Consider the following 22437-nt stretch of genomic DNA (forward strand, 5'->3'; position numbering starts at 1 on the left):
TGCGTGACCTGCAGACGGCACCCCCTTCCAATGTCTATACGGACTATTGATGCGCACGCAACATCCGCCGGCCTAGGCTGGAATCACACCAATACCGGAGAGACGCGATGCGAGCCCTGTTCGTAGGTGGAGTGGTCGACAACAGCGAAATGGATCTGGATGACACCCCGCCGCCGATGCATTACCCCGAAAACACCGGTGCGGGCCGGCCGCGTTATCGCCTGCACCAGGTCGGCGAGCGCGACGACGGCAGCGTGGCGTATGCGGTGTATGGTGCCCCGGAGATGGCCGACGACGACATCAGCCGGATCACCGAAGAACGCGGCTATGCGCGGCGTTTCAGCGCATCCCCGGAATCGCCGCGCTGAACGCACTGGTGTGACACCATGCACGACCGCGGCATGCGCATGAAAAGACCGGGCCTGGGCCCGGTCTTTTTTGTTTGAACGCCTGGACCAGCGCGTCGTCTTGATCAGCGCGTCTTCGGTGTCACGCGCCAGATCACATTGCCGACGTCGTCGGCCACCAGCAGCGCCCCGGTATTGTCGGGGCTCACGCCCACCGGGCGCCCCTGCGCATTGCCTTCGGCATCCAGAAAACCATCCAGCACGGTGATCGGCGTGCCGCTGGGCTTGCCGTCGACAAACGGCACGAACAGCACCTTGTAGCCGCTGGGCGGATCGCGATTCCACGAGCCGTGCTGGCCGATGAAGGCGCCCTGCCGGAAGCGCTCCGGCAGCAGGCTTCCGCTGGCAAAGCTCAGACCGAGCGAGGCGGTATGCGGGCCCAACGCGTAATCGGGCTTGATCGCCTTGGCCACCAGTTCGGGGTTTTGCGGTTTGACCCGCTCGTCCACATGCTGGCCGTAATAGCTGTAGGGCCAGCCATAAAAGCCGCCGTCGCGCACCGAGGTCAGGTAGTCGGGCACCAGATCGCTGCCGATCTCGTCGCGCTCGTTGACCACGACCCACAGCGACTTGCTCTGCGGTTCCCAGGCGGTGCCGACCGGATTGCGCAGGCCGCTGGCGAACACGCGGCTGCTGCCGGTGGCGGGATCGATCTCCAGGATCGCCGCGCGGTTGAGTTCGGCCTCCATGCCGTTTTCGGCCACATTGCTGTTGGAACCGACGCCGACGTACAGCTTGCTGCCGTCGGCGCTGGCCAGCAGCGACTTGGTCCAATGGTGATTCAGCCCGCCAGGCAGATTGGCCACGAAGGTCGGCTTGGCGGTGATATGCGTCTCGCCAGGCTTGTACGGAAAGCTGACCAGCGCATCGGCATTGGCGACGTAGAAACGATCGCCGATCAAGGCCATGCCGAACGGCGAAAACAGGCCGCTGATGAATTGGGTGCGCACTTCGGCCACACCGTCGCCATCGACATCGCGCAGCAAGGTGATGCGGTTGGCACTGGGCACCACGGCGCCGGCCTTGCTCATCATCGCGCCCTGCACCTTCTTGCGAATGCCACCGCCTTCGGCCTCTTCCGGCTTGGGCGGCTCGGCGGTCTCGGCCACCAGCACGTCGCCGTTCGGCAGCACATAGACCCAGCGCGGGTGATCCAGGTCGCGTGCAAACGCGGCAACCTGCAGGTCGTCGGCGGCGATCGGCTTGGCGTTCTCGGTCCAGCGCTTGACCGGCGCCACCTTGACGGTGGGGATCAGGCGTTTGACGGGCTCGGGCAATTGCGGGGTCGGCCCGGTCCCCTGTTCGATGGCAAGCGTGGCGGTGTCGCCGCAGGCGGCGAGGGTGGCGACGGTCAATAACGACAGCGGCCAGCGAGCGAGCTTCAACGCGGGAGCATTCATTGCGCGATCGATCCTGAACAGTTACGACAATCGGCCATCATGCCGTCAACGCCACGACGAGAAGTAAACACATCGTCAATGCGCCGCTCAGGGAGCGGCTTGCGGATCACTGCCCAACGGCAAGGGGTGCACCGCCACGATGCGATCCATCCAGATCCAGTGCGGCTCCTGCGCGGCGTCCAGCTGGTCGATACGCAACTGGCCGTTGAGCCCTTCGCGCTGCTGGTCGTCCAGATAGGTCTGGATGCTCGGGCGCACCGCGACCGTGCCGCTGATCATGCTGCCGTCGTCGAGTTCGACGCGTACGCGCTCCTGGCCGCCGAGCAGCGACACCCAATGTTCGAGCGTGGCGATCTGCACTTGTTCCGAATAGACATGCGGGGCGTATCTGGACATGGCGTCATCTCCATCGAGGGAGTGCATCACGCTAGGCCACACGCTGTGAAAGCGGCAGCAAACAGCCTCTTTCGCCTGGCTGCAGGCCTGACGACGCAGCGGCGCGGAATCGCCGCCTTCAGTCTCATTCCACCGATTCGCGCGCGGCACGCACCGCAGTGACCAGTTGGGCAACGCTGTAGGGTTTGGCCAAGTGCTCCTGAAAACCGGAGTCCAGCGCGCGCTTGCGATCGTCGTCGCGCGCCAGTGCGGTCACTGCCACCGCCGGCAGTGCCGCCGCGTCCAGCCCCAGGTTGTCGCGTACGGTGCGGATCAGCCCGTAGCCGTCCATGCCCGGCATACCGATGTCGGTCAGCATCAGATCGAAGCGCGCGTGGCCGCGATGATCGATCAATGCCAGCGCATCGGTGGCGCTGCCGGCGGTGACCACTTCGGCGCCCTGCTCTTCCAGCAGCCGGCGCAGGTAATCGAGCATGTCCGGCTGATCTTCCACCGCCAGCAAGCGCAAGCCATTGAGCGCGCGCGCCTCGATGATCTGTTCGGACATCAAGCGCCGACGCAGCTCGCGCCGCGGACGCCTGGCCTGATCGGGAATATGCTCGGGCAGGCGCACCGTGAACGTGGCGCCCTTGCCGCGGCCACCGCTGGTGGCGCTGACCTGGCCGCCATGCATTTCCACCAGTTGCTGCACGATCGCCAGGCCCAGGCCCAGGCCGCCATGCTGGCGCGTGGTGGTGCCGTCGGCCTGACGAAACCGGCCGAACAGATGCGGCAGGAATTCCGCTGCAATGCCGTCGCCCGAATCGCGTACCGATACCAGCAAGTGGCCGTCGTCGCGCTCGATGGTGACGTCGATGCGGCCATGTGCCGGAGTGAACTTGATCGCGTTGGACAGCAGATTCCACAACACCTGCTGCAGCCGCGTGGCATCGCCGAGCACCAGACACGGCGTCGGCGGGGCATGCACCTGCAGCACCTGGTCCTTGCCCTCGGCTGCCAGCTCCTGGGTGTTCAAGGCCTCGCGCACCTGTTCGGACAGATCCAGCGATTCGACCTCCAGCTGCACCTTGCCCAGCAACATGCTGCTGAGATCGAGCATGTCCGAGATCAGGCGTTTCTGCGCACGGGCGCTGCTGGCGATCACCGACAGGCCCTTGTAGTTGGGATGGCCTTCCTCGACCCGCTGCAGCAGCAGCTCGCTCCAGCCCAGGATGGTGGTCAGCGGCGTGCGCAGCTCGTGCGACAGGGTGGCCAGGAACTCGTCCTTCAGCCGCGCCATGCTCTCGGCTTCGTTGCGTGCGCTGCGTTCGGATTCGAGCAGCTGCTCGCGCGCCAGTTCGATCTCGCGCTGTTCGGTCACATCCGGGCTGCTGCCGGCCAGGCCGATGAAACGCCCGTCGGCCGAGTAGCGCGGCGTGGCGGTCATTTCGATCCAGCGCCACTGTCCGTCGTGGCGGCGCGCACGCACCAATGCGTGCAGGCCGCGCTGTTTTTCCAATGCGGTGGCGAGTTCGAACTGGAAGATCGACAGGTCGTCCGGATGCAGCAACTCGCTCCAGGCCGACACCGTACCGCTGGAAATATCGATGCCGAAAAATTCGCCATAGGCGCTGTTGACGAAGCGCACCACGCCTTGCGCGTCCAGCACCCAGACCGGCATCGGCAGGCCGTCGGCCAGGGCGCTGAAACGGGCCTCGCTCTCGGCCAGCTCGCGCTCCACCCGCTTGCGCTCGGTGATGTCCATGAACAACACCGCCACGCGCGCCTGCTCCGGCCGCCCCACCCGGAACGCATCCACCGAATACCAGCGGCGCAGCGCCTTGGCCTGCATTTCGAAATGGATCCGGTTGCCGGTGCGGGCGACATAGCCGTAACGGTCGAACCATTCCTGTTCGTGATCTGCCAGCATGCCGCGAATGGAGACGTTCAACACATTGGACAGGCCGGTGTAGCGCTCGAACGCGCCATTGGTCATGCGGAACACGTAATCGACGGCCTGCTCGCCCTCGAAGACCATATCGATGACGCAGAATCCCGCGTCCAGATTATGGAAGATCTCGTGGTACATCCCCGGGTCGAGGAGGGGCTCGGCGAGTGCGGCCGGGAGGCTGGTGGCCAGATCGGGGCTGGTGGTCGAGGTGCTCAAATCGGGATCCAGGGGTGATGCCACGGCGGATGACGAGCAGATGAAACCATGCCCGGTGTCGTCGGAGGGTGCACAGCCGGCCGACCCGGTTCACGCATGTGCCACCGCCTCCCCGGCGATCACCACAGCAACGCAGCGCACAGCGCGATGCAGGCCACCAGCACCGCGATCCCGGCGATCACACCGCGAAACACCCACTCGCCTTCGCGGCGCAATTGCTCGTCCATCCAGCGCTGCGCCTCTTCGCGCCAGGCAGTGGAACGCGCGTACTCGGCGTCCAGCAACAACAGCCGCACCCGCGACAAGCCGAGCTTGGCGCATTCGTCGCGGCAGCGCTCGCTGAAACCATCTTCGCCGGTGGCGACCTGCGCGCCCAGCGGCAGCTGCAATTCGAGTTCATGCCTGGACATAACGGGGACGCTCCTGATCAAGCTCGTGTTCCAGCGCCATCCGCGCCAGTTGGGTGTAGTTGGCACGCGGGCCCTGGCCCCGGCCGGTGAGCATTCCCTGGTAATCCAGGTCCTGCCAGACCCGCCCGGTCCACTCCACGCAATCCTCGGCAATCACCAGCATCAGCGAGTAGCGATACTCCAGCCCGTTGGCAGCGGTGTAGGCGTAGACTGGCGGAAACTGCACCGCCACATCGCCCTGGCGCGCCAATGCGGCCAGGTGCTCGCGCAAGGCGTCGCGCGGTGAGGCTCCCGGCTCCAGGCGCAGTGTGCGCGTCGCCAGGTCCAGGTCCACATCGCTTTGCAGGGCGACGAAGGCGGCGGCCCCGGTGGCGGGGTTATGGCCGTGCTGTTTCGCCCAGTCGATGAACTGCAGGCGCACGTCCGACGGCATGTGTGTCGGCGCCGAAGAAGCTGACTTTGTGCGGAAAGAATGGGTGTCCATGCTGGCGATCTTCCCGGCTGTGCCGTGAAGCGCAGGCGCAGGCGCAGTGAACCCGCCGTCATGGTGCCAATGCCGTGGATTAACCGCGTAGCAATGGCCTGCCAGCCCCTGCGCGGCCAGCGTTGCCGGCGAACAGACGCGCCCCCACACTGCACAGACGCCCAGTACTTCCACGTACCTTCCGCTTGGAGACTTTCCATGAAACGTTCCAGCCTTTGCGGCGCCAGCCTGATGCTGGCAGGACTGCTCGCGGCAACCGGCGCGCAGGCACGTGTACGTAACGTCACCGACCCGCAGGCGCCGCGCGCGGTGAGCGGCGACGGCAAGGTCGATGTGCGCTGGACCGATCCGGCGCAATTTTCCGAAGTGCGCTTCAGCGGCAACCGCTGGGAAGCGCAGCGCGGCGACTGGGTGACCCAGCTGGCGACCTATTTCCAGCAGAGCGCCGCGCGCAAACTCCCCGACGGCCAGCGCCTGAGCGTGACCATCACCGACATCCGTCGCGCCGGCCAGTACGAACCCTGGCACGGGCCGCGCATGCAGGACGTGCGCATCGTCAAGGACATCTACCCGCCGCGTCTGAGCTTCGACTACACGCTGACCGGTGCCGATGGCCAGGTGATCGACCAGGGCGAACGCAAGCTAGTGGATTCGGCCTTTCTGATGAGCGGACCACGCCTGACCGACAGCGACCCGCTGCGCTTCGAGAAGGCGATGATCGACGACTGGGTGCGCAAGCAGTTCCGCGGCGATCGGAGTACCGCCGGGGTGTGAGCTGCCGTTAAAGCCCCTCTCCCGTCGGGGCGCCACGGCACAGCTTGCGCGCCACTGGCGCGCGTGCCTTGGTGCGCCTGCGCCGCTGGCGCAGGCCGGGGCGCGGAGCGGGGGTTGGGGTGAGGGTACGGGGCGAAGCCCACGTATTGTTCCAAGTGCATGTGGCTTTGCACGTACCCTCATCCGCCCCTTCGGGGCACCTTCTCCCGATGGGAGAAGGGACACCTCACCGCGTGACTCCCTCGCCCACTGCCGCCTCACCCACATACAGCCGCGGTACGCGCTTGAGTCCGCACAGCAGTTGGTACGCACTGACATTGCACTGGCTCGCCAGCGGGCTCACGCGCGGCGCATCGCCCCACAGTTGCACCGGCGCACCGATGTCGGCCTGCGGGTGATCGGTGAGATCCACGGTCAGCATGTCCATCGACACGCGCCCGATCAGCGGGCAGACCTGTCCATCCACCAGCACCGGCGTGCCGTTGGGGGCAAACTGCGGATAGCCGTCGGCATAGCCGATCGCCACCACGCCGACGCGAGTCGGATGCTCGGCGACGAAGCGGGCGCCGTAACCCACCGGCTCGCCGGCCGGCAGTTCGCGCACGGAGATGATGCGCGAACGCAGCGTCATCACCGGGCGCAGCTGCGCGGTGGTGTCGGTATCCTGCGCAAACGGGTTTGCGCCGTACAGCATCAGCCCCGGACGCGACCAGTCGTTGCGCAACGCCGGCCAGCCGAGCAGGCCGGGCGAATTGCGCAGGCTGGTTTCCGCGCGCATGCCGCCAGCGGTCAGCGCGAACGCCACCGCCTGTTCGTCGGTGCGGCTGCATTCCAGCTCGTCGGCGCGCGCCAGATGGGTCATCAGCACCAGCGAGGCAATCTGCGGCAAGCCGCGCAGGCGCAACCACGCCGCACGGAAATCTTCCGGCGACAGGCCCAGCCGGTGCATGCCGCTGTCCAGTTTCAGCCACACCCGCAGCAGACGCGGGCTCTGGAACTCGGCCAGCGCGCGCACCTGCTGCGGCGTGGCCACCACTGTCCACAGATCGTGCTCGGCAATCAGGCGCAGTTCGTCGTGTTCGAAGAACCCTTCCAGCAGCAGGATCGGCGCACGGATGCCGGCCTGACGCAGCTCCAGCGCCTCTTCGATGCAGGCCACCGCAAAGCCGTCGGCCTCGCCGTCCAGCGCCTGCGCGCAGCGCACCGCGCCGTGGCCGTAAGCATCGGCCTTGACCACCGCCAGGGCCTTGCTGCCGCCCAGGCGCCTGGCCAGGCGGTAGTTGTGACGCAATGCATCCAGGTCGATCAACGCTTGCGCAGGACGCACTACGCGGCCTCCTGCTGCGCGCGGGCGCTGCGTGGCGACAGGTAACGGAAGATGTCCAGGCCTTCGCTGTCGATGTCGGGCGTACGGCCCTGCATCAGGTCGGCCAGATAGCGGCCCGAGCCGCAGGCCATGGTCCAGCCCAGAGTGCCGTGGCCGGTATTGAGGAACAGGTTGGCATACGGCGTCGCGCCGACCACCGGCGTGCCGTCCGGCGTGGCCGGGCGCAGGCCGGTCCAGAACTCGGCCTGGGCCAGATCGCCGGCGCCGGGGAACAGGTCGTTGACCACCATCTCCAGCGTGGCACGGCGGCGCGGATTCAACGACAGGTCGAAGCCGGCCACCTCGGCCATGCCGCCGACGCGAATCCGGTCGTCGAAGCGGGTCAGCGCGATCTTGTAGCTTTCGTCCAGCACCGTGGAGGTCGGCGCGCGCTGTGCATCCACGATCGGAATGGTCAGCGAGTAGCCCTTGAGCGGATACACCGGCAGGTGCAGGCCGAGCGAGAGCAGCAGGTCGGCCGAATAGCTGCCCAGCGCCAGCACGTAGCGGTCGGCGGTTTCGATGCGGCCGTCGATCTGCACGCCGGTGATGCGCCCGCCTGCGTGCTGCAGATGTTCGATCTGCTGCCCGTAGCGGAACTCCACCCCCGCCTGCGCGGCCAGTGCGGCCAGGCGCTGGGTGAACAGCCGGCAGTCGCCGGTCTGGTCCTCGGGCAGGCGCAAGGCACCGGCCATCTGCGCGCCACCGCCTGCCAGGCCCGGTTCGAACTGCGCGATCTGCGCCGGGGTCAGCAGCTCGTAGGGCACGCCGTACTGGGCCAGCACCTCGATGTCCTGCGCGGCGGCGTCCAGTTGTTGCTGGGTGCGGAACAGCTGGGTGGTGCCGAGCTGGCGGCCTTCGAATGCGATGCCGGTGCTGGCACGCAATGCGTTCAGGCAATCGCGGCTGTAGTCGGACATGCGCACCATGCGCGCCTTGTTCACCGCATAGCGCTCGGCGGTGCAGTTGCGCAGCATCTGGCTGAGCCAGGCCAGTTGACGCAGGTCGCGGGTGGGCCGGATCGACAGCGGTGCATGCTGGGCGAACAGCCACTTCACCGCCTTGCCGGGCACACCGGGCGCGGCCCATGGCGAGGTGTAGCCGAACGACAGCTGGCCGGCGTTGGCGTAGCTGGTTTCCAGCGCCGCCGCCGGCTGGCGGTCGACCACGGTGACCTCGCAACCGGCCTGCGCCAGATACCAGGCCGTGGTGGTGCCGATGACGCCGCTACCGAGAATGAGCACCCGCATGTCGTTCTCCTGGAAAGGGTATTCCCCCACAACCAGGCGCCGAGGGGGACAGTTAGACGCAGTATATTGCGAGCCAGGCAGTGCCATTTCTGGAATCAGCGCAATGTGGCAGTGAATCCTCCTGTCAAAACTTGTGGAAACAGACCCGATGACGACCCGTACCCGCGAGCTGGACAAGATCGACCGCAAGATCCTGCGCATCCTGCAGCAGGAGGGGCGGATTTCCTTTACCGAGCTGGGCGAGCGGGTGGGCCTGTCGACCACCCCCTGCACCGAGCGCGTGCGCCGGCTGGAGCGCGATGGCGCCATTACCGGTTACTACGCGCGGCTGGACCCGCACTATCTCAAGGCCAGCCTGCTGGTATTTGTGGAGATCAGCCTGGCCTACAAGTCCGGCGACATCTTCGAGGAGTTCCGGCGCGCCGCGCTCAAGCTGCCCAACGTGCTGGAATGCCATCTGGTCTCGGGCGATTTCGACTACCTGCTCAAGGCGCGCATCAGCGAGATGGCGTCGTATCGCAAGCTGCTCGGCAGCACCTTGCTGACCATGCCGCATGTGCGCGAATCCAAGAGCTATATCGTGATGGAAGAGGTCAAGGAGACCCTGGCGCTGCCGATCGAGGGCTGATGTTGGGGAGTCGGGAGGCGGGATTGGGGATTGGTCACGACATGGGTCAGCGCACCACGCGCATGCCATCGCCGGCCGGCACCGCGTCGTAATAACGCCCGGTCTTGGTATCCAGCACCCGATTGGCGCCGGCCGGCTGCATGCCCTGCAGCAAGCGGCCATTGCGGTCGTAGACCATTGGCGCGCTGGCCGGCGCAACCTGGCTGCCGGCCGGTGCCACCGGCGTCTGGGCCGGGCCACGGGTCGGGATGGTGGGCGCTGACGGGCGTTGGCCGAGTTGCGAGGGCACCGGAGCCGTGGCCGGCGCAGGTTGCACGGCGCGCGGCGCTGTCGGCATGGGCTGCGCGGGAGCCGGCGTGGTGATCGGCTGCAGGGTATTGGACGAGCGTGTACTGGTGGCCGATTGCGCCGCCGCTGCGCCGGCGGCGGCCAACAGGCCAAACAGCAGCAGGCCGCGCATTGAAGAAGGGATCGCCATGACGGACACCGTGCTTGATCGAGGAGTACTCCCTGGATGGGGGCGTGGGTGGGCGGCGGCAATGCAGGCGATCGGCTGCGGGATGAACGCGTTCGCCAGATGATCGCGGCGCGAAGAGCACTTCCTTCTCCCATCGGGAAAAGGTGGCGCGCAGCGCCGGACGTGCGTGCGTGCGTGCGAAGCCTGGCAATCAGTACTGAGTCATGGCTTCGCCGCCGTACCCTCACCCCAACCCCCGCTCCGCGCCCCGGCCTGCGCCAGCGGCGCAGGCGCACCAAGGCATGCGCGCCAGTGGCGCGCAAGCTGTGCCGTGGCGCCCCGGCGGGAGAGGGGCGTGGTCCCCCCCGCAAGCTTGAACCATGCCGACAACGCCCACATCACGGGTGCAGGCGCGGCACCCTGCCAGCGCGCGCATGCGAGAGCCCCATGAGCCAGTTCGATCTGACCCCTCCCTCCCCCGCCCAACGCGATGCCCTGATCGCCGGGCTCAGCGACGAGGAACAGCGCGTGCTGCTGCAGCATGGCACCGAAGCACCGTTCTGCGGGGTGTTCCTGGACAACAAGCTCGACGGCGTCTACACCTGCCGCCTGTGCGGGTTGCCGTTGTTCCGCTCCAGCGCCAAGTTCGAATCCGGCACCGGCTGGCCGAGCTTCTTCGCCCCATACGATGCCGCCCATGTGCGCGAAATCCGCGATATCAGCTACGGCATGATCCGCACCGAGATCGTCTGCGCGCGATGCGACAGCCACCTGGGCCACGTTTTCCCCGACGGTCCGCCACCGACCGGCGAACGCCATTGCCTGAACTCGGTCTCGCTGGGTTTCACCGAACACGGTCAGGCCCTGCCCAACCCGTTGCAGCGCGAGGGCGCCGAAGCGCAACCGGCCTGATCTGGCGCGGGCATCGGCTCGGAGCGATTCGTGCCGGACGCCGTCGTGCAACGCATGCACCCGTGCAGCAGCGCCCAGCGGTCAGGCGCTGCCGCACTGCCGACGCAACGCGACGACACGACAAGGCATCGAACCAACCCTGCACCAGGCGCGCGTCACCTGAGCCGGACTGCGTCACCACGAGCGTTGCAGAGACTGCTTGCAGTAGGCAGCTGCACTGCAAAATCCCGGTGATCAAACGCTGGAACGGCCGAAGCGCGACCTGGCGCAACCACCGATATCGCCGCAAACCTCCCGCGTGAAGATCTGCCGCACCAGCTGATCGTTCAGTTACATCGCACACCTTCACGCCGTGCGCTTCAAGAATCCGCCGCGCAAGCCGAAACAACAGCAACCCTGTTTGCTTCTGGCTGCGCCATGCTCATCATCATCGGCTTCATCGTCGTCATCGTCAGTGTCCTCGGCGGCTATGTGCTGTCGCATGGCAAGCTGGGCGCGCTCTGGCAGCCGTACGAGCTGATGATCATCGGTGGCGCGGCACTGGGCGCGTTTCTGGTCAGCACCCCCGGCAAGATCGTCAAGGAGACCTTCAGCAGCATCCTGGGCGTGTTCAAGGGCCCGCAGTACAAGTCCGACGACTACAAGGACACGCTGAGCCTGATCTACGAGCTGCTCAACAAGGCACGTCGAGACGGCTTCATGGCGCTGGAAGATCACGTGGAAAAACCGCAGGACAGCACCATCTTCGGCAACTATCCCAAGGTGGTCGCCGACCATCACCTGCTGGACTTCATCACTGACTGCCTGCGCCTGATGATCGGCAGCAACATCGAGCCGCACGAGCTGGAGCCGCTGCTCGAACTGGAACTGGAAAAGCACCACCACGAAGCGATGGCGCCGTCGCATGCCTTGAGCAAGGTGTCCGACGGCCTGCCCGGTTTCGGCATCGTCGCGGCCGTGCTCGGCATCGTGATCACCATGGGCGCGATCGGCGGCCCGATCGAAGAGATCGGCCATCACGTCGGCGCCGCCCTGGTCGGCACCTTCCTGGGCATTCTGCTTGCCTATGGCTTCGTTGCGCCGCTGGCCGCGGCGATGGAAGCGCGTGCCGATCAGGATGGGCGCATGTACGAGGCGGTCAAGACCGCGCTGCTGGCCTGCCTGCGTGGCTACAACCCGAAGATTGCGCTGGAATTCGCGCGCAAGACGCTGCCCTCCAACGTGCGTCCGAGCTTTGCGGATTTCGAAACGCACCTGAAGACGATCAAGTAGGGTCGCCGTCATGGCCGAGGGCAAATCCACCGTCGTCATCCGACGGGTCAAGAAGGTGCAGGGCGGCGGCCATCATGGCGGCGCCTGGAAAGTGGCATTTGCCGACTTCGTGACCGCGATGATGGCGTTCTTCCTGGTGCTGTGGCTGATGGCCGCCACCACCAAGGAACAGCGCGCGGCGATCTCGGAATACTTCCGCAATCCCAGCCCGCTGTCGGGCAAATCGCCGGCCCCCTCGCCGGGCATGAACGGCCCCGGCGGCGCCAGCACCTCGATGATCAAGCTCGGCGGCACCGCCGACATGGCCAAGGGGCAGAAGGACGAGATGGGCCGCAAGCGCGACAACGCCGCCGATACCAGCCAGGACAGCCGCGCCAAGGACAAAAAGCGCCTGGAAGCGCTGATGCAGGACCTGAAAGAAGCCATCGACAAGAGCCAGGCGCTGGAGCCGTTCAAGGACCAGTTGCTGCTCGACCTCACCCCGGACGGCCTGCGCATCCAGATCGTGGACAAGCAGAACCGGCCGATGTTCGACATGGGCCGCGACCAGCTCAAGCCGTATACCGTGGCGATCCTGCGCGAGCTATCCAGCTTCATCAACCAGGTGCCCAACCACATCAGCATCACCGGCCACACCGACACCACCGCCTACAGCAGCGATACCGGTTACACCAACTGGGAACTCAGCGCCGACCGCGCCAACGCCGCGCGCCGCGCGCTGGTGGGCGGCGGCATGGACGATGCCAAGGTCACCCGCGTGGTGGGGCTGTCCTCGTCGGTGCTGTTCGACAAGATCGACCCGCAGAACCCGATCAACCGCCGCATCAGCATCGTGGTGATGACCCAGGATGCCGAACAGGCCGCACTGGCCGGCGCCAGCCAAGGCATTGCGCTGGGCAAGCCTACCCACGATGCCGACACCCATGTGCCGGATCTGAGTGCCGCAGCGACCACCGCCACCACGGCGGTGGGGACACCCGCCGCGCTGCCTGCGGCAGGACCCACCGCAGCTGCGCCGGCGGGCGGATCTGCGGCTGCGGCGAGCGCCAAGCCGCCTGAGGCAGCGACCACGGCCACCGGTGCCGCACCGGCCGCACCGCGTGTGTCCACGCGCAGCCAGGTGGCCTCGGCCACTGCGCTGGCCAAGGCTGCCGAAGCCGCTGTGGCTGCGCCGCGCACTGCCGTCAGCGAAGCACCCGAGCGGCGCTGACGGCGACTGAGGTCAGCTGGCCAGACCTTGCCTGGCGGTTGCAGGTGGTCGCGGACGGCTGCAGGCTGCAGACGGCACGTTGTCGTGCATGTCGAATCTGACGTGCATGCCGAACTTGATGTGTATGTCGGATCTGGCCACCCTGCGGGCTGCTTGTCGGGGTGCTTGTCGGGCTGCATGCCGATTCTGACCAGCAATCGCGCGTTGGCGCTCCGGCAGACGCGCGGTGCCAGCCGCTGCAGCCTGTCCGAAATGTCGCGTCAGCGGCCTTTGGAACGCCGGAAGAGCCGACAGGAGCATCCCCCGGCACGGCTGGCGTTCACCGGCACGGTGGCGGCACCCGAGCCGGGTCGCGCGCAAGCGCCTAGAATGGTCGGCCATTCCCAGCGTCGAGAACACCGTGTCCCGCAATTCCAAGGCCAAGCGCGACAAGCGCAAGAAGTCCCAACCCAAGCGCCCGATCGTCCGTCTGGGCCAGGCACCGCAGATCGCCAATCATGCCGTGCTGCAGGATGCCGACGGCCGCGTGGTCGCCGCGATCGGTTTGCAGAACGGCAGCGAATGGCTGCTGTCGATCGGCGGCCAGACCATGGGCAGCGCCGACAATCCGGTGCCGATGCTGGCCATGCTCAAGCACCTGGCCAATCTGCAGGAGAAGGAAGGCAAGACCATCTCGCTGGAATACTCCACCCAGCTGCAGCAGATGATCGACGACCTGGCCGCCGAAGACGGCAAGACCGCCGAGGAATACCTGACCACGCTGGTGTCCGAGTTCGAGAACAGCGACGCTGAAGGCGACGACGCCGAGGCAGATGCCGATGCGGACGCCGCTGTCGATACCGCCGCCGAAGATGCCGCTGCCGAGACTGCAGGCGACGCGTCGCAGGACGAGGCCGACGAGGCAACCGACGGCAGCAAGGAAAAAAAGGGCAAGAAGGCCTAAGGGCCTGCCGGTGGCCGTCTACGTCGACGATGCGGTGCATCTGTGGCGCGAGCAGCGCTGGGCGCACCTGCTCGGCGATACGCTGGACGAGCTGCATGCGATGGCGGCGCGGCTGGGCATTCCCCGCCGCGCCTTCCAGAACAAACTCAGCGGCGCGCACTACGACGTGCCCGCTCCGCTACGCATCGAAGCGATCGCGCTCGGTGCCATTGCGATCTCCCGTCACACCGACCGTGCCTTGCTCAAGGCCTTGATCGCCAACGCACGTGCACAGGCGCGGGGCGAGGTGCCTTGAGGCCGGGATTGGGATTCGGGATTCGGGGCTGGGGATTGGGGATTCGCAACGGCAGTGGCCGCAACCTGATTGGCGGCGCGCCTTTGTAGGAGCGCCTTTGTAGGAGCGCGCCCGCGCGCATGGAGCTGTCCCGGTAACGCCCGTCGCGCGCAGGCACGCTCCTACGTGGCAATCGCTGGGCCGTGTAAGCCTCCTGGTAAAGAGGCCTGCAACTTCACGACGGCGGCATCCCCCTCTACACCATGACGCCACGCCTTTGTAGGAGCGCTCCTGAGCGCGAGGGGCTGTCCCGGCAACGCCCGTTCGCGCGCCAGCGCGCTCCTACGGGGCAGTCGGTGAACCGTGTATGCGCACTGGCCTGGAGGCCCGCAACTCCAGCGCCCCACGATGACGGCACGCCTCTACACCATGACGCCACGCCTTTGTAGGAGCGCGCCTGAGCGCGAGGAGCTGTCCCGGTAACGCCCGATCGCGCGCCAGCGCGCTCCTACGGGGCAGTCGCCTGGCCGCGGACAATGCCAGCCAGACCCACACACCCGGAGACCGCTCTCGCGAATCCCGAATCCCGACTCCCCAATCCCCCCTCAGAACGCCTCATTCCCCAGCCGCACCTCGACATCCAGCAGCGAGGTCAGCGCCAGCATGGCGTCGTCGTCGCGGCTGAGCGCGATCCAACCGGCATAGGCGTCGCCGCCGGTGTTCCAGTTCCACAGCGAGTAGCCGTGCTCGCGCAGACGATCGAAGGCCACCGCCATCAGGTCGGGCACACTGAGATCGCTGGAAAACTCCTCGTCATCCAGGTCGCCGCCCCAGTCGATGCGCAGGTTCCAGCGCGCGCTGAGTTCGTCGATGGCGGCAATGAACGCATCGGTGTCCTTCCAGTCCACGAAGAAGCCCGAGCGCCAGTCGATCGCATCCTTCAAGGCCCACAACCAGGCATCGTCGCCCTCGTCGTCGTCCAGGTCGGCCTGCCCCTCGCGCCAGGTATCGAACTGGCCCAACGCGGTGTCTTCGTCGCCGGGGTTGATCAGCACCAGCAGATTCCACACCCGCGCCGGGTGGTCGTCGACATCGTCTTCGTCACCCTCCGGCTGCAGGCCTTCGTCGTCTTCGTAGTCGGCGCTGTTATCGGGCATGGCGGTCTGGGTTCTTAGGAATGCAGGCGTGAAGTGTGGAGGCCTGGCGGCGCGCACGCAAACCGCCCGGCGCATGCGCATGCAGCGCCGGGGCTGATCTTCGCGGCGCAGGCCCGTATCCTGTGCGGCCGAAGACGGCCATCCCGGCCGCCATGACGCCTTTCCCATGAGCGATACCCCTCCCGATCATCTGGCCATCGATGCACGCAGCCCGTTCCACAATGCCGATGCGCTCGGCCGCGGCGTCGGCGTGCGCTTCAACGGTGTCGAGCGCGACAACGTGGAGGAGTATTCGGTCAGCGAAGGCTGGATCAAGGTGCAGGTCGGCAAGGCCCGCGACCGTCGCGGCAACCCGATGACAATGAAGATCAAGGGCGAGGTGGTGGCCTACTTCCTGGACACCAAGGGCGACGCCAAGGCTGCTGCCGAGTAAGCGCGGCTGACCAAACTACCTCACGCTGTCCTACCTATTGCAGAGCTGCTGAGCGGCGAGTTGGCTGCAGGACTCTTGCCCGCCCACCCTCGCAGGACACACTGCAAGGACGTCCTTGTAAGCCCTTACGCGGCATCCATGCCGCGTAAGGTCCCGCGACGGTGGGCAGGCAAGGACTAATCGAGATGGTCGGTGTGCATGGAAGAGCCGTGCTGGATGCGCCTCGTTCGGTCATGGAGCATCGGCTCCACGTCAGATGCACGCCGCAGGACAGACGGCTTTTCAACTGAGCGCCGACCAACTGTCTGGTGCGGTGTCCTCGCCGGTTGCGGGACCGTGTGGCGGCATGGATGCCGCCACCGAGCCCCCAGGGATGGGTCTACGGCGTGTCCCGCGAGCGGCGAGGGCACCGCGCACTCGACCCACTCAGCGTTTGATCTGGACTTCCGACGCGTTTGACCTGGACGCCCGACGGCATCCACCAGGATGCGGCCGACAAACCCACTGCGTTCACTCCTCAGGCCTTGAGCCGGTAACCGCTGCGGAAGATCGCCGCCACCACGCCCAGGCACACCAGCAGGAACAGGAACGTCATGCCGGTGCTCACCGCGATGTGCACGTCGGCCTTGCCGTAGAAACTCCAGCGGAACCCGCTGATCAGGTACACCACCGGATTGAACAAGGTGACCTTCTGCCATAGCGGCGGCAGCATGTTGATCGAGTAGAAACTGCCGCCCAGGAAGGTCAGTGGCGTCACCACCATCAGCGGGATCACCTGCAGTTTCTCGAAGCCGTCGGCCCAGATGCCGATGATGAAACCGAACAGGCTGAAGGTCAGCGCGGTGAGCACCAGAAAGCCCAGCATCCACAACGGATGGGCGATCTGGTAAGGCACGAACAACCGCGCGGTGAGCAGGATCAGCAACCCCAGCAACACCGACTTGGTCGCCGCCGCGCCCACATAGCCGATCACGATCTCCCACCACGCCACCGGCGCCGACAGCACCTCGTAGATGGTGCCGGCCCAGCGCGGCATGTAGATGCCGAACGAGGCGTTGGAAATGCTCTCGTTGAGCAAGGACAGCATCACCAGCCCGGGAATGATGAAGGCGCCATAGCTGATGCCGTCGATGTCGCCCATGCGCGAGCCGATCGCCGCACCGAACACCACAAAATACAGCGATGTCGACAACACCGGCGAGGCGATCGACTGGGTCAGCGTGCGGAAGGCGCGCGCCATCTCGAAGCGGTAGATCGCCGCGATCGCATGCCGGTTCATGCGCGCACCTCCACGTTGCGGGCGCCATGCACCAGGTTGACGAAGATCTCCTCCAGCGAACTTTCGCTGGAATGCAGATCCTTGAAGTCGATGCCCTGCTCATTGAGCCGGCGCAGCAACGCACCGATGCCGGTCTGCTCGGCCTGGGTGTCGAAGGTGTAGATCAGGCTGTTGCCGTCGGCCGACAGTTCCAGCGGCAGATCGCCCAGCGCGGCCGGGATGGACTGCAGCGGCGCCTGCAGGCTCAACGTGAGCTGCTTCTTGCCGAGCTTGCGCATCAGCGTGTGCTTGTCCTCCACCAGCACCAGCTCGCCGCGATTGATCACCCCGACCCGGTCGGCCATGTCTTCGGCTTCCTCGATGTAATGGGTGGTCAGGATCACCGTGGTGCCCTGCTCGCGCAGCCTGCGCACCATCTGCCACATGTCGTGACGCAGCTCCACGTCCACGCCGGCGGTGGGCTCGTCCAGAAACAGGATGCGCGGCTCGTGCGCCAGCGCCTTGGCGATCAGCACGCGCCGCTTCATGCCGCCGGACAGCGTGGAAATCTTGTTGTGGCGCTTGTCCCACAGCGAGAGCTCGCGCAGCACCGTTTCCAGATACGCCGCATTGGCCGGCTTGCCGAACAGGCCGCGACTGAAGCGCACGGTGGCCCACACGGTTTCGAACGCGTCGGTGGCCAGCTCCTGCGGCACCAGGCCGATGCTGGCACGCGCGGCGCGGTAGTCGCGCACGATGTCGTGGCCGTCGGCCAGCACGGTGCCGGTGCTGGGGTTGATCAGCCCGCAGATGATGCTGATCAACGTGGTCTTGCCGGCGCCGTTGGGACCGAGCAGCGCGAAGATCTCACCGCGCCGGATCTGCAGGTCCACCTGCCTGAGCGCCTGAAAACCGCCAGCGTAGGTCTTGCTCAATCCCTGGATGGAAACGATGGGCGTCATGGGCTGTGCACGGCAACGATAAGCGCCACAGGGTAGGCCGCGTGCCGTGACGATGGGAGGGGGTCTGGTGGGATGGTGTCTCCCGACCCATGATTTGTCTGGTGCCTGGTGCCTGGTGCCCGCTGCACACGGACAAGACCGGCAGGTTGCGCGTTGCGTCGGCTCAAGGGCTGCGATGCTTACATCCTTGTGGCGCGCGCAGTGTCGTAGGAGCGCACCTGGGCGCGACGGGGGCTGTCCAGAGAACGCCTCTCGCGCCCTGGTGCGCTCCTAGCGCAGCGGTAGTCATCGCCCTGGCCGCTGCGATTTCCGATTCCCGAGCCGGCACGCCTGGACGTGTGTCGGGACAGCCCGGTCGCGCCCTGGTGCGCTCCTACGATGGCCGTGGCCATTGCCCTGGCTTTTGCGATTCCCTATTCCCGAATCCCCATTCCCAGCGCGCTACGCGCGCTTGCGCGACTCGATCAGGTCCAGATTGCGCACCAGCCGGCGCGACAGGTCGTCGGATATCTCGCGGCGCCTAGCAAGCTTGAACAACTCGTTGCGCTCGGCCACCAGCGCGGCATGACGGAACTGGCGCAGCGCCTGTTCGTAGGCGCCGGCCTCTTCCGGGTCGGTCTCGGCCATGTCCACCGCACCGAGTTTGCGCTGATAGCGCTGGCTGACCTGGTTGGCGGCGGCGTTGTAGCGCTCGGCATGCTTGCTGCCGTCCACCAGCCGCTGACGCAGTTTTTCCACCGCTTCCAGCGCCGCCTGCGAGGCCGCCTTCACCGCCAGATCTTCCTTGAGCTGCTCGTCTTCTTCTTCGGGCAGCTCCAGCCCGCGCAGCAGCCGCGGCAAGGCCACGCTGGCCACCAGCAACGACACCAGGATCACCGAGGCGGCCAGGAAGATCGCCAGCTGGCGGGCCGGAAACGGCGAGCCGTCTTCCAGCATCAACGGCAGCGTCAGCACGCCGGCCAGGGTGATCGCACCGCGTACGCCGGCCAGCGAGACCGCCACCACGATCCGCCACGGCGGGCTGACATGCTGCTCGCCGCGCCACTGCGCCTTGAAGATGTTCCAGCGCAGCGACAGGAACACCCACACGAAGCGCAACGCCATCAGGCTGGCGCTGATGGTGGCCACGTACACCGCCAGCCACCACGGATTGAGGTGCCCGGCTTCCTGCACGCTGCGCACCGCCCCGTCCAGGATGCCCGGCAACTGCTCGCCCAGCAGCACGAAGATGATGCCGTTGAAGGTGAACTGCACCGTGTCCCACACCGCCGAGCGCTGCAGCCGCATGTTGCCCGGCGCGTTGCCGGCCATTTCCACGTAGCTCATGGTGACGCCGGCGGCCACTGCGGCCAGGATGCCGGAGGCATGGAAGGCCTCGGCCAGCAGATAGGCCGCGAACGGGGTCAGCAGATTGACCAGGATCGCCGAACCCGGCTCCTCGCCGAAGTGACGCCAGATCCAGGCCTGGATGCGGCTCAGGCCGAACGTGGTGGCCACGCCCAGGGCAAGCCCGGCCAATGCCACCCATAGGAAGGTCAGCGAGGCGGTGGCGAGCGAGAAGCTGCCGGTCAGCACCGCGGCCACCGCGAACTGGAAGCACACCAGCCCGGAGGCATCGTTGAGCAGGGACTCGCCTTCCAGGATGTGCATCAGCCGCTTGGGGATCGGCACCTTGGAGGCGATCGAGGACACCGCCACCGGATCGGTCGGCGAGATGATCGCCGCCAGCGCGAAGGCCACCGCCAGCGGCATCGCCGGAATCAGCCAATGGATCAGCAGGCCCGCGCCGACCACGGTGAACACCACCAGCCCCAGCGCCAGCTCGAGGATGGCGGCCTTGTCGCGGAACAGGCCTTGTTTGGGAATGCGCCAGCCATCCAGAAACAGCAGCGGCGGCAGGAACAGCAGGAAGAACAGCTCCGGTTCCAGCTCATGCCCGGCATCGAACACACCCGAAACCACCGCGCCAAGCGCAATCTGGACCAACGGCAGGGGCAAGGAGAACGGCAGGATGCGGATCAGATAACCGCTGGCCGCGACCGCCAGCAACATGGCGAGGACGACATCGATCGAATGCATGGAAAACCCGGAAGAAGAAACGGTGCGCGCGCGGCATCGCAGAGTGCAACGCACCATCACGCGCCTACGGGAACATACCGGTTTGCACCCGGCGATGAAACCGTTGCCCCCCCCTCGCCCGGCTTGCCGTACGTCGCGGCAGAGCTGCCATGAGGGCCTGCCGATGCCACATCGTTGCCGGTCGGCATCGACCCGGCGCCGTTCGATACGCCAGCGCATGGACGCGGAGCCGATGTTGCGGGAGTGCCTCCCAATCCCACGGCCTGCCACGATGGTCGGCCGCTGGAACGCCAGAACGGGAAAGCTGCCCACAGCGCACACCGCCTGCGGAGGGGCGCAGTTGCTGCACTAGCCGCTTTCCAGGCAGCTCACCGACAAAACGCAATCAGGCGTGGGGAACGTGCCTGTTCGCAGGCGGCGATTGCCGCGTGGTCTCGACCGGGACGATGAAGATCGCTTCGTGCAGTTGCAGCCTGGAATCGTAGTGACTCACCATCACCTTGACTGCCTTGGGTTTTTTCTTGAAGGCATACGGCCACTGCGCGCCGACCATCCGCTGGCCGATCTTCTGGCCGTTGGCGTCTGCCACGAGCTTGAGGTGCACCGGGTAATTGCCTGCGCCGCCATTGTCGGCATCGTTGGCATCGACCACCTCGATATGGGCTTTCGAGAACGCCAGCGTCGAGGGCCCGCCGTCCCTGTAGTTGGCGCTGTCATCGAACCCGATGTTCTTGTAGCTGTAACTTACCAGCAGCACCTGCGTAGGCTGCCAGGAACCGCCACCATCATCGTGGATTTTCACCTTGGCCGGGCGCACCGCGTTGACGGTGAACTCCCACTCGCCCGGAACAATCCATTGCTGCCCAGGCCGATAGGTTTCACTGGACGGCACAACTGCCTTTGACGGCGTTGGCGTGGAAGCCGGCGCTGCGGCCGAGGCCTGCGCGATGCCGCACAGCGTCAGCGCGCTTGCAGCCAACCATGCGCCCAGCGCCAGCCGAGTGACTTCGATTTTTTTCTGCGTCATGTATCTACAACCTTTCTGCGTGATTCGGCGATTTATGTTGCCCGCGAATGCGGATGTCAGCCTGCGACGTTCAACGTCATTATCTGCGCTTCTCGCCAGCAACGAAGACTGCAGCCATTGGCGCGAGGTTACATGACGCGCGCGGCAGATCATCGGCGGAATCGCGCTTCAGCCAGGATTATTTAGTCCGGCTTCACTCACGAACTTATGTAGCAAAAACAACTTGAATTTCACGCATTCGATCATCGCGTCGCAGCGCGAAAGATAATCCGACCTACCCTTATCGCGCTTGCCGGCAACCGTCGTTCGCAACGCGTTGAGCACGCCTGCACTGGCTGCGCAGTGCCTGGACAGCAGCGGGTCGATCGTGTCCTGTCTGCAATCGCACCTGGACCTGCATCACTTGGGTTCCGACCACCGACAGGTGATTGCGCTGCAGCTGCCGCCCGAGCCCAGCGATCTCCACAGGCGGCATCGACGCCTCCTGCATGACGATCTCGAGCGACGCTGTGCCGAGCACGCCGGTGTAAAAACCGCGTGATGCATCCGCGCTGCATCTACCCGCGTATCCAGCACTACGGTTGCCATCCAGGCAGTCGCCTACCCAAAGGATCGATGCCTCATGAAGACCTCATTCCAGTCGCTTGCCGTCGCCACTGCCATTGCCCTGACCAGCGCAATGGCTCCAGCCTATGCCGCATCGAACCCGACCGTGGGCGGCGCGCCGATGCTGGTCACCAAGGACATCGTCGACAACGCCGTCAACTCCAAGGACCACACCACCCTGGTCGCCGCAGTCAAGGCCGCCGGCCTGGTCGACACGCTGAAGGGGCCGGGCCCGTTCACCGTGTTCGCTCCGACCAATGCCGCATTCGCCGCACTGCCGGCCGGTACGGTAGAAACCTTGCTCAAGCCCGAATCCAAGCCAACGCTGACCAAGGTGCTGACCTATCACGTGGTGCCGGGCAAGGTCGACGCTGCGTCGTTGATCGCCAAGATCAAGGCCGGTGGCGGCAGCGCGAAGCTGACCACGGTGCAGGGCGAGGCGCTGACCGCAAAGCTCAACGGCAAGAAGGTGACCATCACCGACGCCAAGGGCAACACCGCCAACGTCACCATTGCCGATGTCATGCAGAGCAATGGCGTGATCCATGTGGTCGACAAGGTGTTGATGCCGTAACGGGCATGCAGC

Annotated in this window: 23 protein-coding genes; 10 read left to right on the forward strand and 13 right to left on the reverse strand. The window is 66.0% G+C overall.

Annotated features, from left to right (window positions below):
• Positions 1-107: 107 nt before the first annotated feature.
• Positions 108-368 (forward strand): hypothetical protein, encoded by a 261-nt coding sequence (locus tag XaplCFBP3123_RS17375; RefSeq protein WP_104535155.1) that lies wholly within the window; start codon positions 108-110, stop codon positions 366-368.
• A gap of 104 nt (positions 369-472) precedes the next feature.
• Here the strand turns inward: XaplCFBP3123_RS17375 and XaplCFBP3123_RS17380 are convergent, their stop codons facing one another.
• The 5 genes from XaplCFBP3123_RS17380 to XaplCFBP3123_RS17400 all read right to left on the reverse strand — a co-directional run bounded on the left by XaplCFBP3123_RS17380 (position 473) and on the right by XaplCFBP3123_RS17400 (position 5192).
• Positions 473-1807, reverse strand: a complete 1335-nt coding sequence (locus XaplCFBP3123_RS17380; RefSeq protein ID WP_104535156.1) for a PQQ-dependent sugar dehydrogenase — start codon at positions 1805-1807, stop codon at positions 473-475.
• 87 nt (positions 1808-1894) lie between these two features.
• Positions 1895-2203, reverse strand: coding sequence for a DUF3247 family protein (locus XaplCFBP3123_RS17385; protein ID WP_016903450.1), 309 nt, complete (start codon positions 2201-2203; stop codon positions 1895-1897).
• Positions 2204-2327: 124 nt separating this feature from the next.
• Positions 2328-4361, reverse strand: a complete 2034-nt coding sequence (locus XaplCFBP3123_RS17390; RefSeq protein ID WP_104535279.1) for a PAS domain-containing hybrid sensor histidine kinase/response regulator — start codon at positions 4359-4361, stop codon at positions 2328-2330.
• Between the two features lie 107 nt (positions 4362-4468).
• A complete protein-coding gene (locus XaplCFBP3123_RS17395; protein ID WP_104535157.1) occupies positions 4469-4759 on the reverse strand; it encodes a hypothetical protein in 291 nt (96 codons plus the stop codon).
• Positions 4746-5192: a hypothetical protein gene (locus XaplCFBP3123_RS17400; protein WP_024940280.1), complete on the reverse strand. Its 447-nt coding sequence runs from the start codon at positions 5190-5192 to the stop codon at positions 4746-4748. Before XaplCFBP3123_RS17400 ends, XaplCFBP3123_RS17395 begins: the two co-directional genes overlap by 14 nt.
• Before the next feature lie 249 nt (positions 5193-5441).
• Between XaplCFBP3123_RS17400 and XaplCFBP3123_RS17405 the strand changes: the two genes are divergently transcribed.
• On the forward strand, positions 5442-6017 hold the full coding sequence (locus XaplCFBP3123_RS17405; RefSeq protein WP_104535159.1) for a DUF3016 domain-containing protein: 576 nt from the start codon (positions 5442-5444) through the stop codon (positions 6015-6017).
• A gap of 226 nt (positions 6018-6243) precedes the next feature.
• Here XaplCFBP3123_RS17405 and alr read toward each other — a convergent pair whose 3' ends face one another.
• Together alr and XaplCFBP3123_RS17415 are read right to left on the reverse strand one after the other, a co-directional pair.
• Positions 6244-7344 carry an alanine racemase gene (alr, locus tag XaplCFBP3123_RS17410; RefSeq protein WP_104535160.1) on the reverse strand — a complete coding sequence of 367 codons (1101 nt, stop codon included), beginning with the start codon at positions 7342-7344 and terminating at the stop codon, positions 6244-6246.
• Positions 7344-8633 carry a D-amino acid dehydrogenase gene (locus tag XaplCFBP3123_RS17415; RefSeq protein WP_104535161.1) on the reverse strand — a complete coding sequence of 430 codons (1290 nt, stop codon included), beginning with the start codon at positions 8631-8633 and terminating at the stop codon, positions 7344-7346. The genes alr and XaplCFBP3123_RS17415 overlap by 1 nt, the downstream gene beginning before the upstream one ends.
• A gap of 148 nt (positions 8634-8781) precedes the next feature.
• Here XaplCFBP3123_RS17415 and XaplCFBP3123_RS17420 point away from each other — a divergent pair, with 148 nt between their 5' ends.
• Entirely contained in the window at positions 8782-9261 is a 480-nt protein-coding gene (locus XaplCFBP3123_RS17420; RefSeq protein ID WP_024940284.1) for an Lrp/AsnC ligand binding domain-containing protein, read from the forward strand.
• 46 nt (positions 9262-9307) lie between these two features.
• Here the strand turns inward: XaplCFBP3123_RS17420 and XaplCFBP3123_RS17425 are convergent, their stop codons facing one another.
• Positions 9308-9739 carry a hypothetical protein gene (locus XaplCFBP3123_RS17425; protein ID WP_104535162.1) on the reverse strand — a complete coding sequence of 144 codons (432 nt, stop codon included), beginning with the start codon at positions 9737-9739 and terminating at the stop codon, positions 9308-9310.
• Between the two features lie 426 nt (positions 9740-10165).
• Here XaplCFBP3123_RS17425 and msrB point away from each other — a divergent pair, with 426 nt between their 5' ends.
• From msrB to XaplCFBP3123_RS17450, 5 genes are all read left to right on the forward strand, one after another.
• On the forward strand, positions 10166-10630 hold the full coding sequence (gene msrB / locus XaplCFBP3123_RS17430; protein ID WP_104535163.1) for a peptide-methionine (R)-S-oxide reductase MsrB: 465 nt from the start codon (positions 10166-10168) through the stop codon (positions 10628-10630).
• A 417-nt stretch (positions 10631-11047) separates the two neighbouring features.
• On the forward strand, positions 11048-11902 hold the full coding sequence (gene motA, locus XaplCFBP3123_RS17435; RefSeq protein WP_104535164.1) for a flagellar motor stator protein MotA: 855 nt from the start codon (positions 11048-11050) through the stop codon (positions 11900-11902).
• A 10-nt stretch (positions 11903-11912) separates the two neighbouring features.
• Positions 11913-13112 (forward strand): flagellar motor protein MotB, encoded by a 1200-nt coding sequence (gene motB / locus XaplCFBP3123_RS17440; RefSeq protein ID WP_104535165.1) that lies wholly within the window; start codon positions 11913-11915, stop codon positions 13110-13112.
• A 298-nt stretch (positions 13113-13410) separates the two neighbouring features.
• Positions 13411-14055, forward strand: coding sequence for a hypothetical protein (locus XaplCFBP3123_RS17445; RefSeq protein ID WP_253254248.1), 645 nt, complete (start codon positions 13411-13413; stop codon positions 14053-14055).
• A 10-nt stretch (positions 14056-14065) separates the two neighbouring features.
• Positions 14066-14350, forward strand: a complete 285-nt coding sequence (locus XaplCFBP3123_RS17450) for a DUF4031 domain-containing protein (protein WP_104535167.1) — start codon at positions 14066-14068, stop codon at positions 14348-14350.
• 584 nt (positions 14351-14934) lie between these two features.
• Here XaplCFBP3123_RS17450 and XaplCFBP3123_RS17455 read toward each other — a convergent pair.
• Positions 14935-15486, reverse strand: coding sequence for a DUF6630 family protein (locus XaplCFBP3123_RS17455; RefSeq protein ID WP_104535168.1), 552 nt, complete (start codon positions 15484-15486; stop codon positions 14935-14937).
• Positions 15487-15652: 166 nt separating this feature from the next.
• Between XaplCFBP3123_RS17455 and XaplCFBP3123_RS17460 the strand changes: the two genes are divergently transcribed.
• On the forward strand, positions 15653-15919 hold the full coding sequence (locus XaplCFBP3123_RS17460; RefSeq protein WP_104535169.1) for a DUF3297 family protein: 267 nt from the start codon (positions 15653-15655) through the stop codon (positions 15917-15919).
• A 517-nt stretch (positions 15920-16436) separates the two neighbouring features.
• Here the strand turns inward: XaplCFBP3123_RS17460 and XaplCFBP3123_RS17465 are convergent.
• The 4 genes from XaplCFBP3123_RS17465 to XaplCFBP3123_RS21735 form a co-directional block, all read right to left on the reverse strand.
• The gene (locus XaplCFBP3123_RS17465) at positions 16437-17198 is read right to left on the reverse strand and encodes an ABC transporter permease (RefSeq protein WP_104535170.1); all 762 of its coding nucleotides are present in this window, start codon (positions 17196-17198) and stop codon (positions 16437-16439) included.
• On the reverse strand, positions 17195-18139 hold the full coding sequence (locus XaplCFBP3123_RS17470; protein ID WP_104535171.1) for an ABC transporter ATP-binding protein: 945 nt from the start codon (positions 18137-18139) through the stop codon (positions 17195-17197). The genes XaplCFBP3123_RS17465 and XaplCFBP3123_RS17470 overlap by 4 nt, the downstream gene beginning before the upstream one ends.
• A gap of 441 nt (positions 18140-18580) precedes the next feature.
• Positions 18581-20218, reverse strand: coding sequence for a Na+/H+ antiporter (locus XaplCFBP3123_RS17475; protein ID WP_104535172.1), 1638 nt, complete (start codon positions 20216-20218; stop codon positions 18581-18583).
• Between the two features lie 385 nt (positions 20219-20603).
• Positions 20604-21398 carry a hypothetical protein gene (locus tag XaplCFBP3123_RS21735; RefSeq protein WP_253254236.1) on the reverse strand — a complete coding sequence of 265 codons (795 nt, stop codon included), beginning with the start codon at positions 21396-21398 and terminating at the stop codon, positions 20604-20606.
• Positions 21399-21867: 469 nt separating this feature from the next.
• On the opposite strand from XaplCFBP3123_RS21735, the gene XaplCFBP3123_RS17490 reads away from it, so the two are divergent.
• Positions 21868-22425 carry a fasciclin domain-containing protein gene (locus XaplCFBP3123_RS17490; RefSeq protein WP_172453341.1) on the forward strand — a complete coding sequence of 186 codons (558 nt, stop codon included), beginning with the start codon at positions 21868-21870 and terminating at the stop codon, positions 22423-22425.
• Positions 22426-22437 lie beyond the last annotated feature (12 nt).

The organism is Xanthomonas arboricola pv. populi, assembly GCF_002939945.1.
In the GTDB taxonomy this organism is placed as follows: Bacteria; Pseudomonadota; Gammaproteobacteria; order Xanthomonadales; family Xanthomonadaceae; genus Xanthomonas; species Xanthomonas arboricola_A.

Coding starts and splice junctions, on each gene's coding strand:
- XaplCFBP3123_RS17375 (WP_104535155.1), top strand. CDS start 108: ATGCGAGCCCTGTTCGTAGGTGGAGTGGTCGACAACAGCGAAATGGAT.
- XaplCFBP3123_RS17380 (WP_104535156.1), bottom strand. CDS start 1,807: ATGAATGCTCCCGCGTTGAAGCTCGCTCGCTGGCCGCTGTCGTTATTG.
- XaplCFBP3123_RS17385 (WP_016903450.1), bottom strand. CDS start 2,203: ATGTCCAGATACGCCCCGCATGTCTATTCGGAACAAGTGCAGATCGCC.
- XaplCFBP3123_RS17395 (WP_104535157.1), bottom strand. CDS start 4,759: ATGTCCAGGCATGAACTCGAATTGCAGCTGCCGCTGGGCGCGCAGGTC.
- XaplCFBP3123_RS17400 (WP_024940280.1), bottom strand. CDS start 5,192: ATGCCGTCGGACGTGCGCCTGCAGTTCATCGACTGGGCGAAACAGCAC.
- XaplCFBP3123_RS17405 (WP_104535159.1), top strand. CDS start 5,442: ATGAAACGTTCCAGCCTTTGCGGCGCCAGCCTGATGCTGGCAGGACTG.
- XaplCFBP3123_RS17415 (WP_104535161.1), bottom strand. CDS start 8,633: ATGCGGGTGCTCATTCTCGGTAGCGGCGTCATCGGCACCACCACGGCC.
- XaplCFBP3123_RS17420 (WP_024940284.1), top strand. CDS start 8,782: ATGACGACCCGTACCCGCGAGCTGGACAAGATCGACCGCAAGATCCTG.
- XaplCFBP3123_RS17425 (WP_104535162.1), bottom strand. CDS start 9,739: ATGGCGATCCCTTCTTCAATGCGCGGCCTGCTGCTGTTTGGCCTGTTG.
- msrB (WP_104535163.1), top strand. CDS start 10,166: ATGAGCCAGTTCGATCTGACCCCTCCCTCCCCCGCCCAACGCGATGCC.
- motA (WP_104535164.1), top strand. CDS start 11,048: ATGCTCATCATCATCGGCTTCATCGTCGTCATCGTCAGTGTCCTCGGC.
- motB (WP_104535165.1), top strand. CDS start 11,913: ATGGCCGAGGGCAAATCCACCGTCGTCATCCGACGGGTCAAGAAGGTG.
- XaplCFBP3123_RS17455 (WP_104535168.1), bottom strand. CDS start 15,486: ATGCCCGATAACAGCGCCGACTACGAAGACGACGAAGGCCTGCAGCCG.
- XaplCFBP3123_RS17460 (WP_104535169.1), top strand. CDS start 15,653: ATGAGCGATACCCCTCCCGATCATCTGGCCATCGATGCACGCAGCCCG.
- XaplCFBP3123_RS17465 (WP_104535170.1), bottom strand. CDS start 17,198: ATGAACCGGCATGCGATCGCGGCGATCTACCGCTTCGAGATGGCGCGC.
- XaplCFBP3123_RS17470 (WP_104535171.1), bottom strand. CDS start 18,139: ATGACGCCCATCGTTTCCATCCAGGGATTGAGCAAGACCTACGCTGGC.
- XaplCFBP3123_RS17475 (WP_104535172.1), bottom strand. CDS start 20,218: ATGCATTCGATCGATGTCGTCCTCGCCATGTTGCTGGCGGTCGCGGCC.
- XaplCFBP3123_RS21735 (WP_253254236.1), bottom strand. CDS start 21,398: ATGATCTGCCGCGCGCGTCATGTAACCTCGCGCCAATGGCTGCAGTCT.
- XaplCFBP3123_RS17490 (WP_172453341.1), top strand. CDS start 21,868: ATGAAGACCTCATTCCAGTCGCTTGCCGTCGCCACTGCCATTGCCCTG.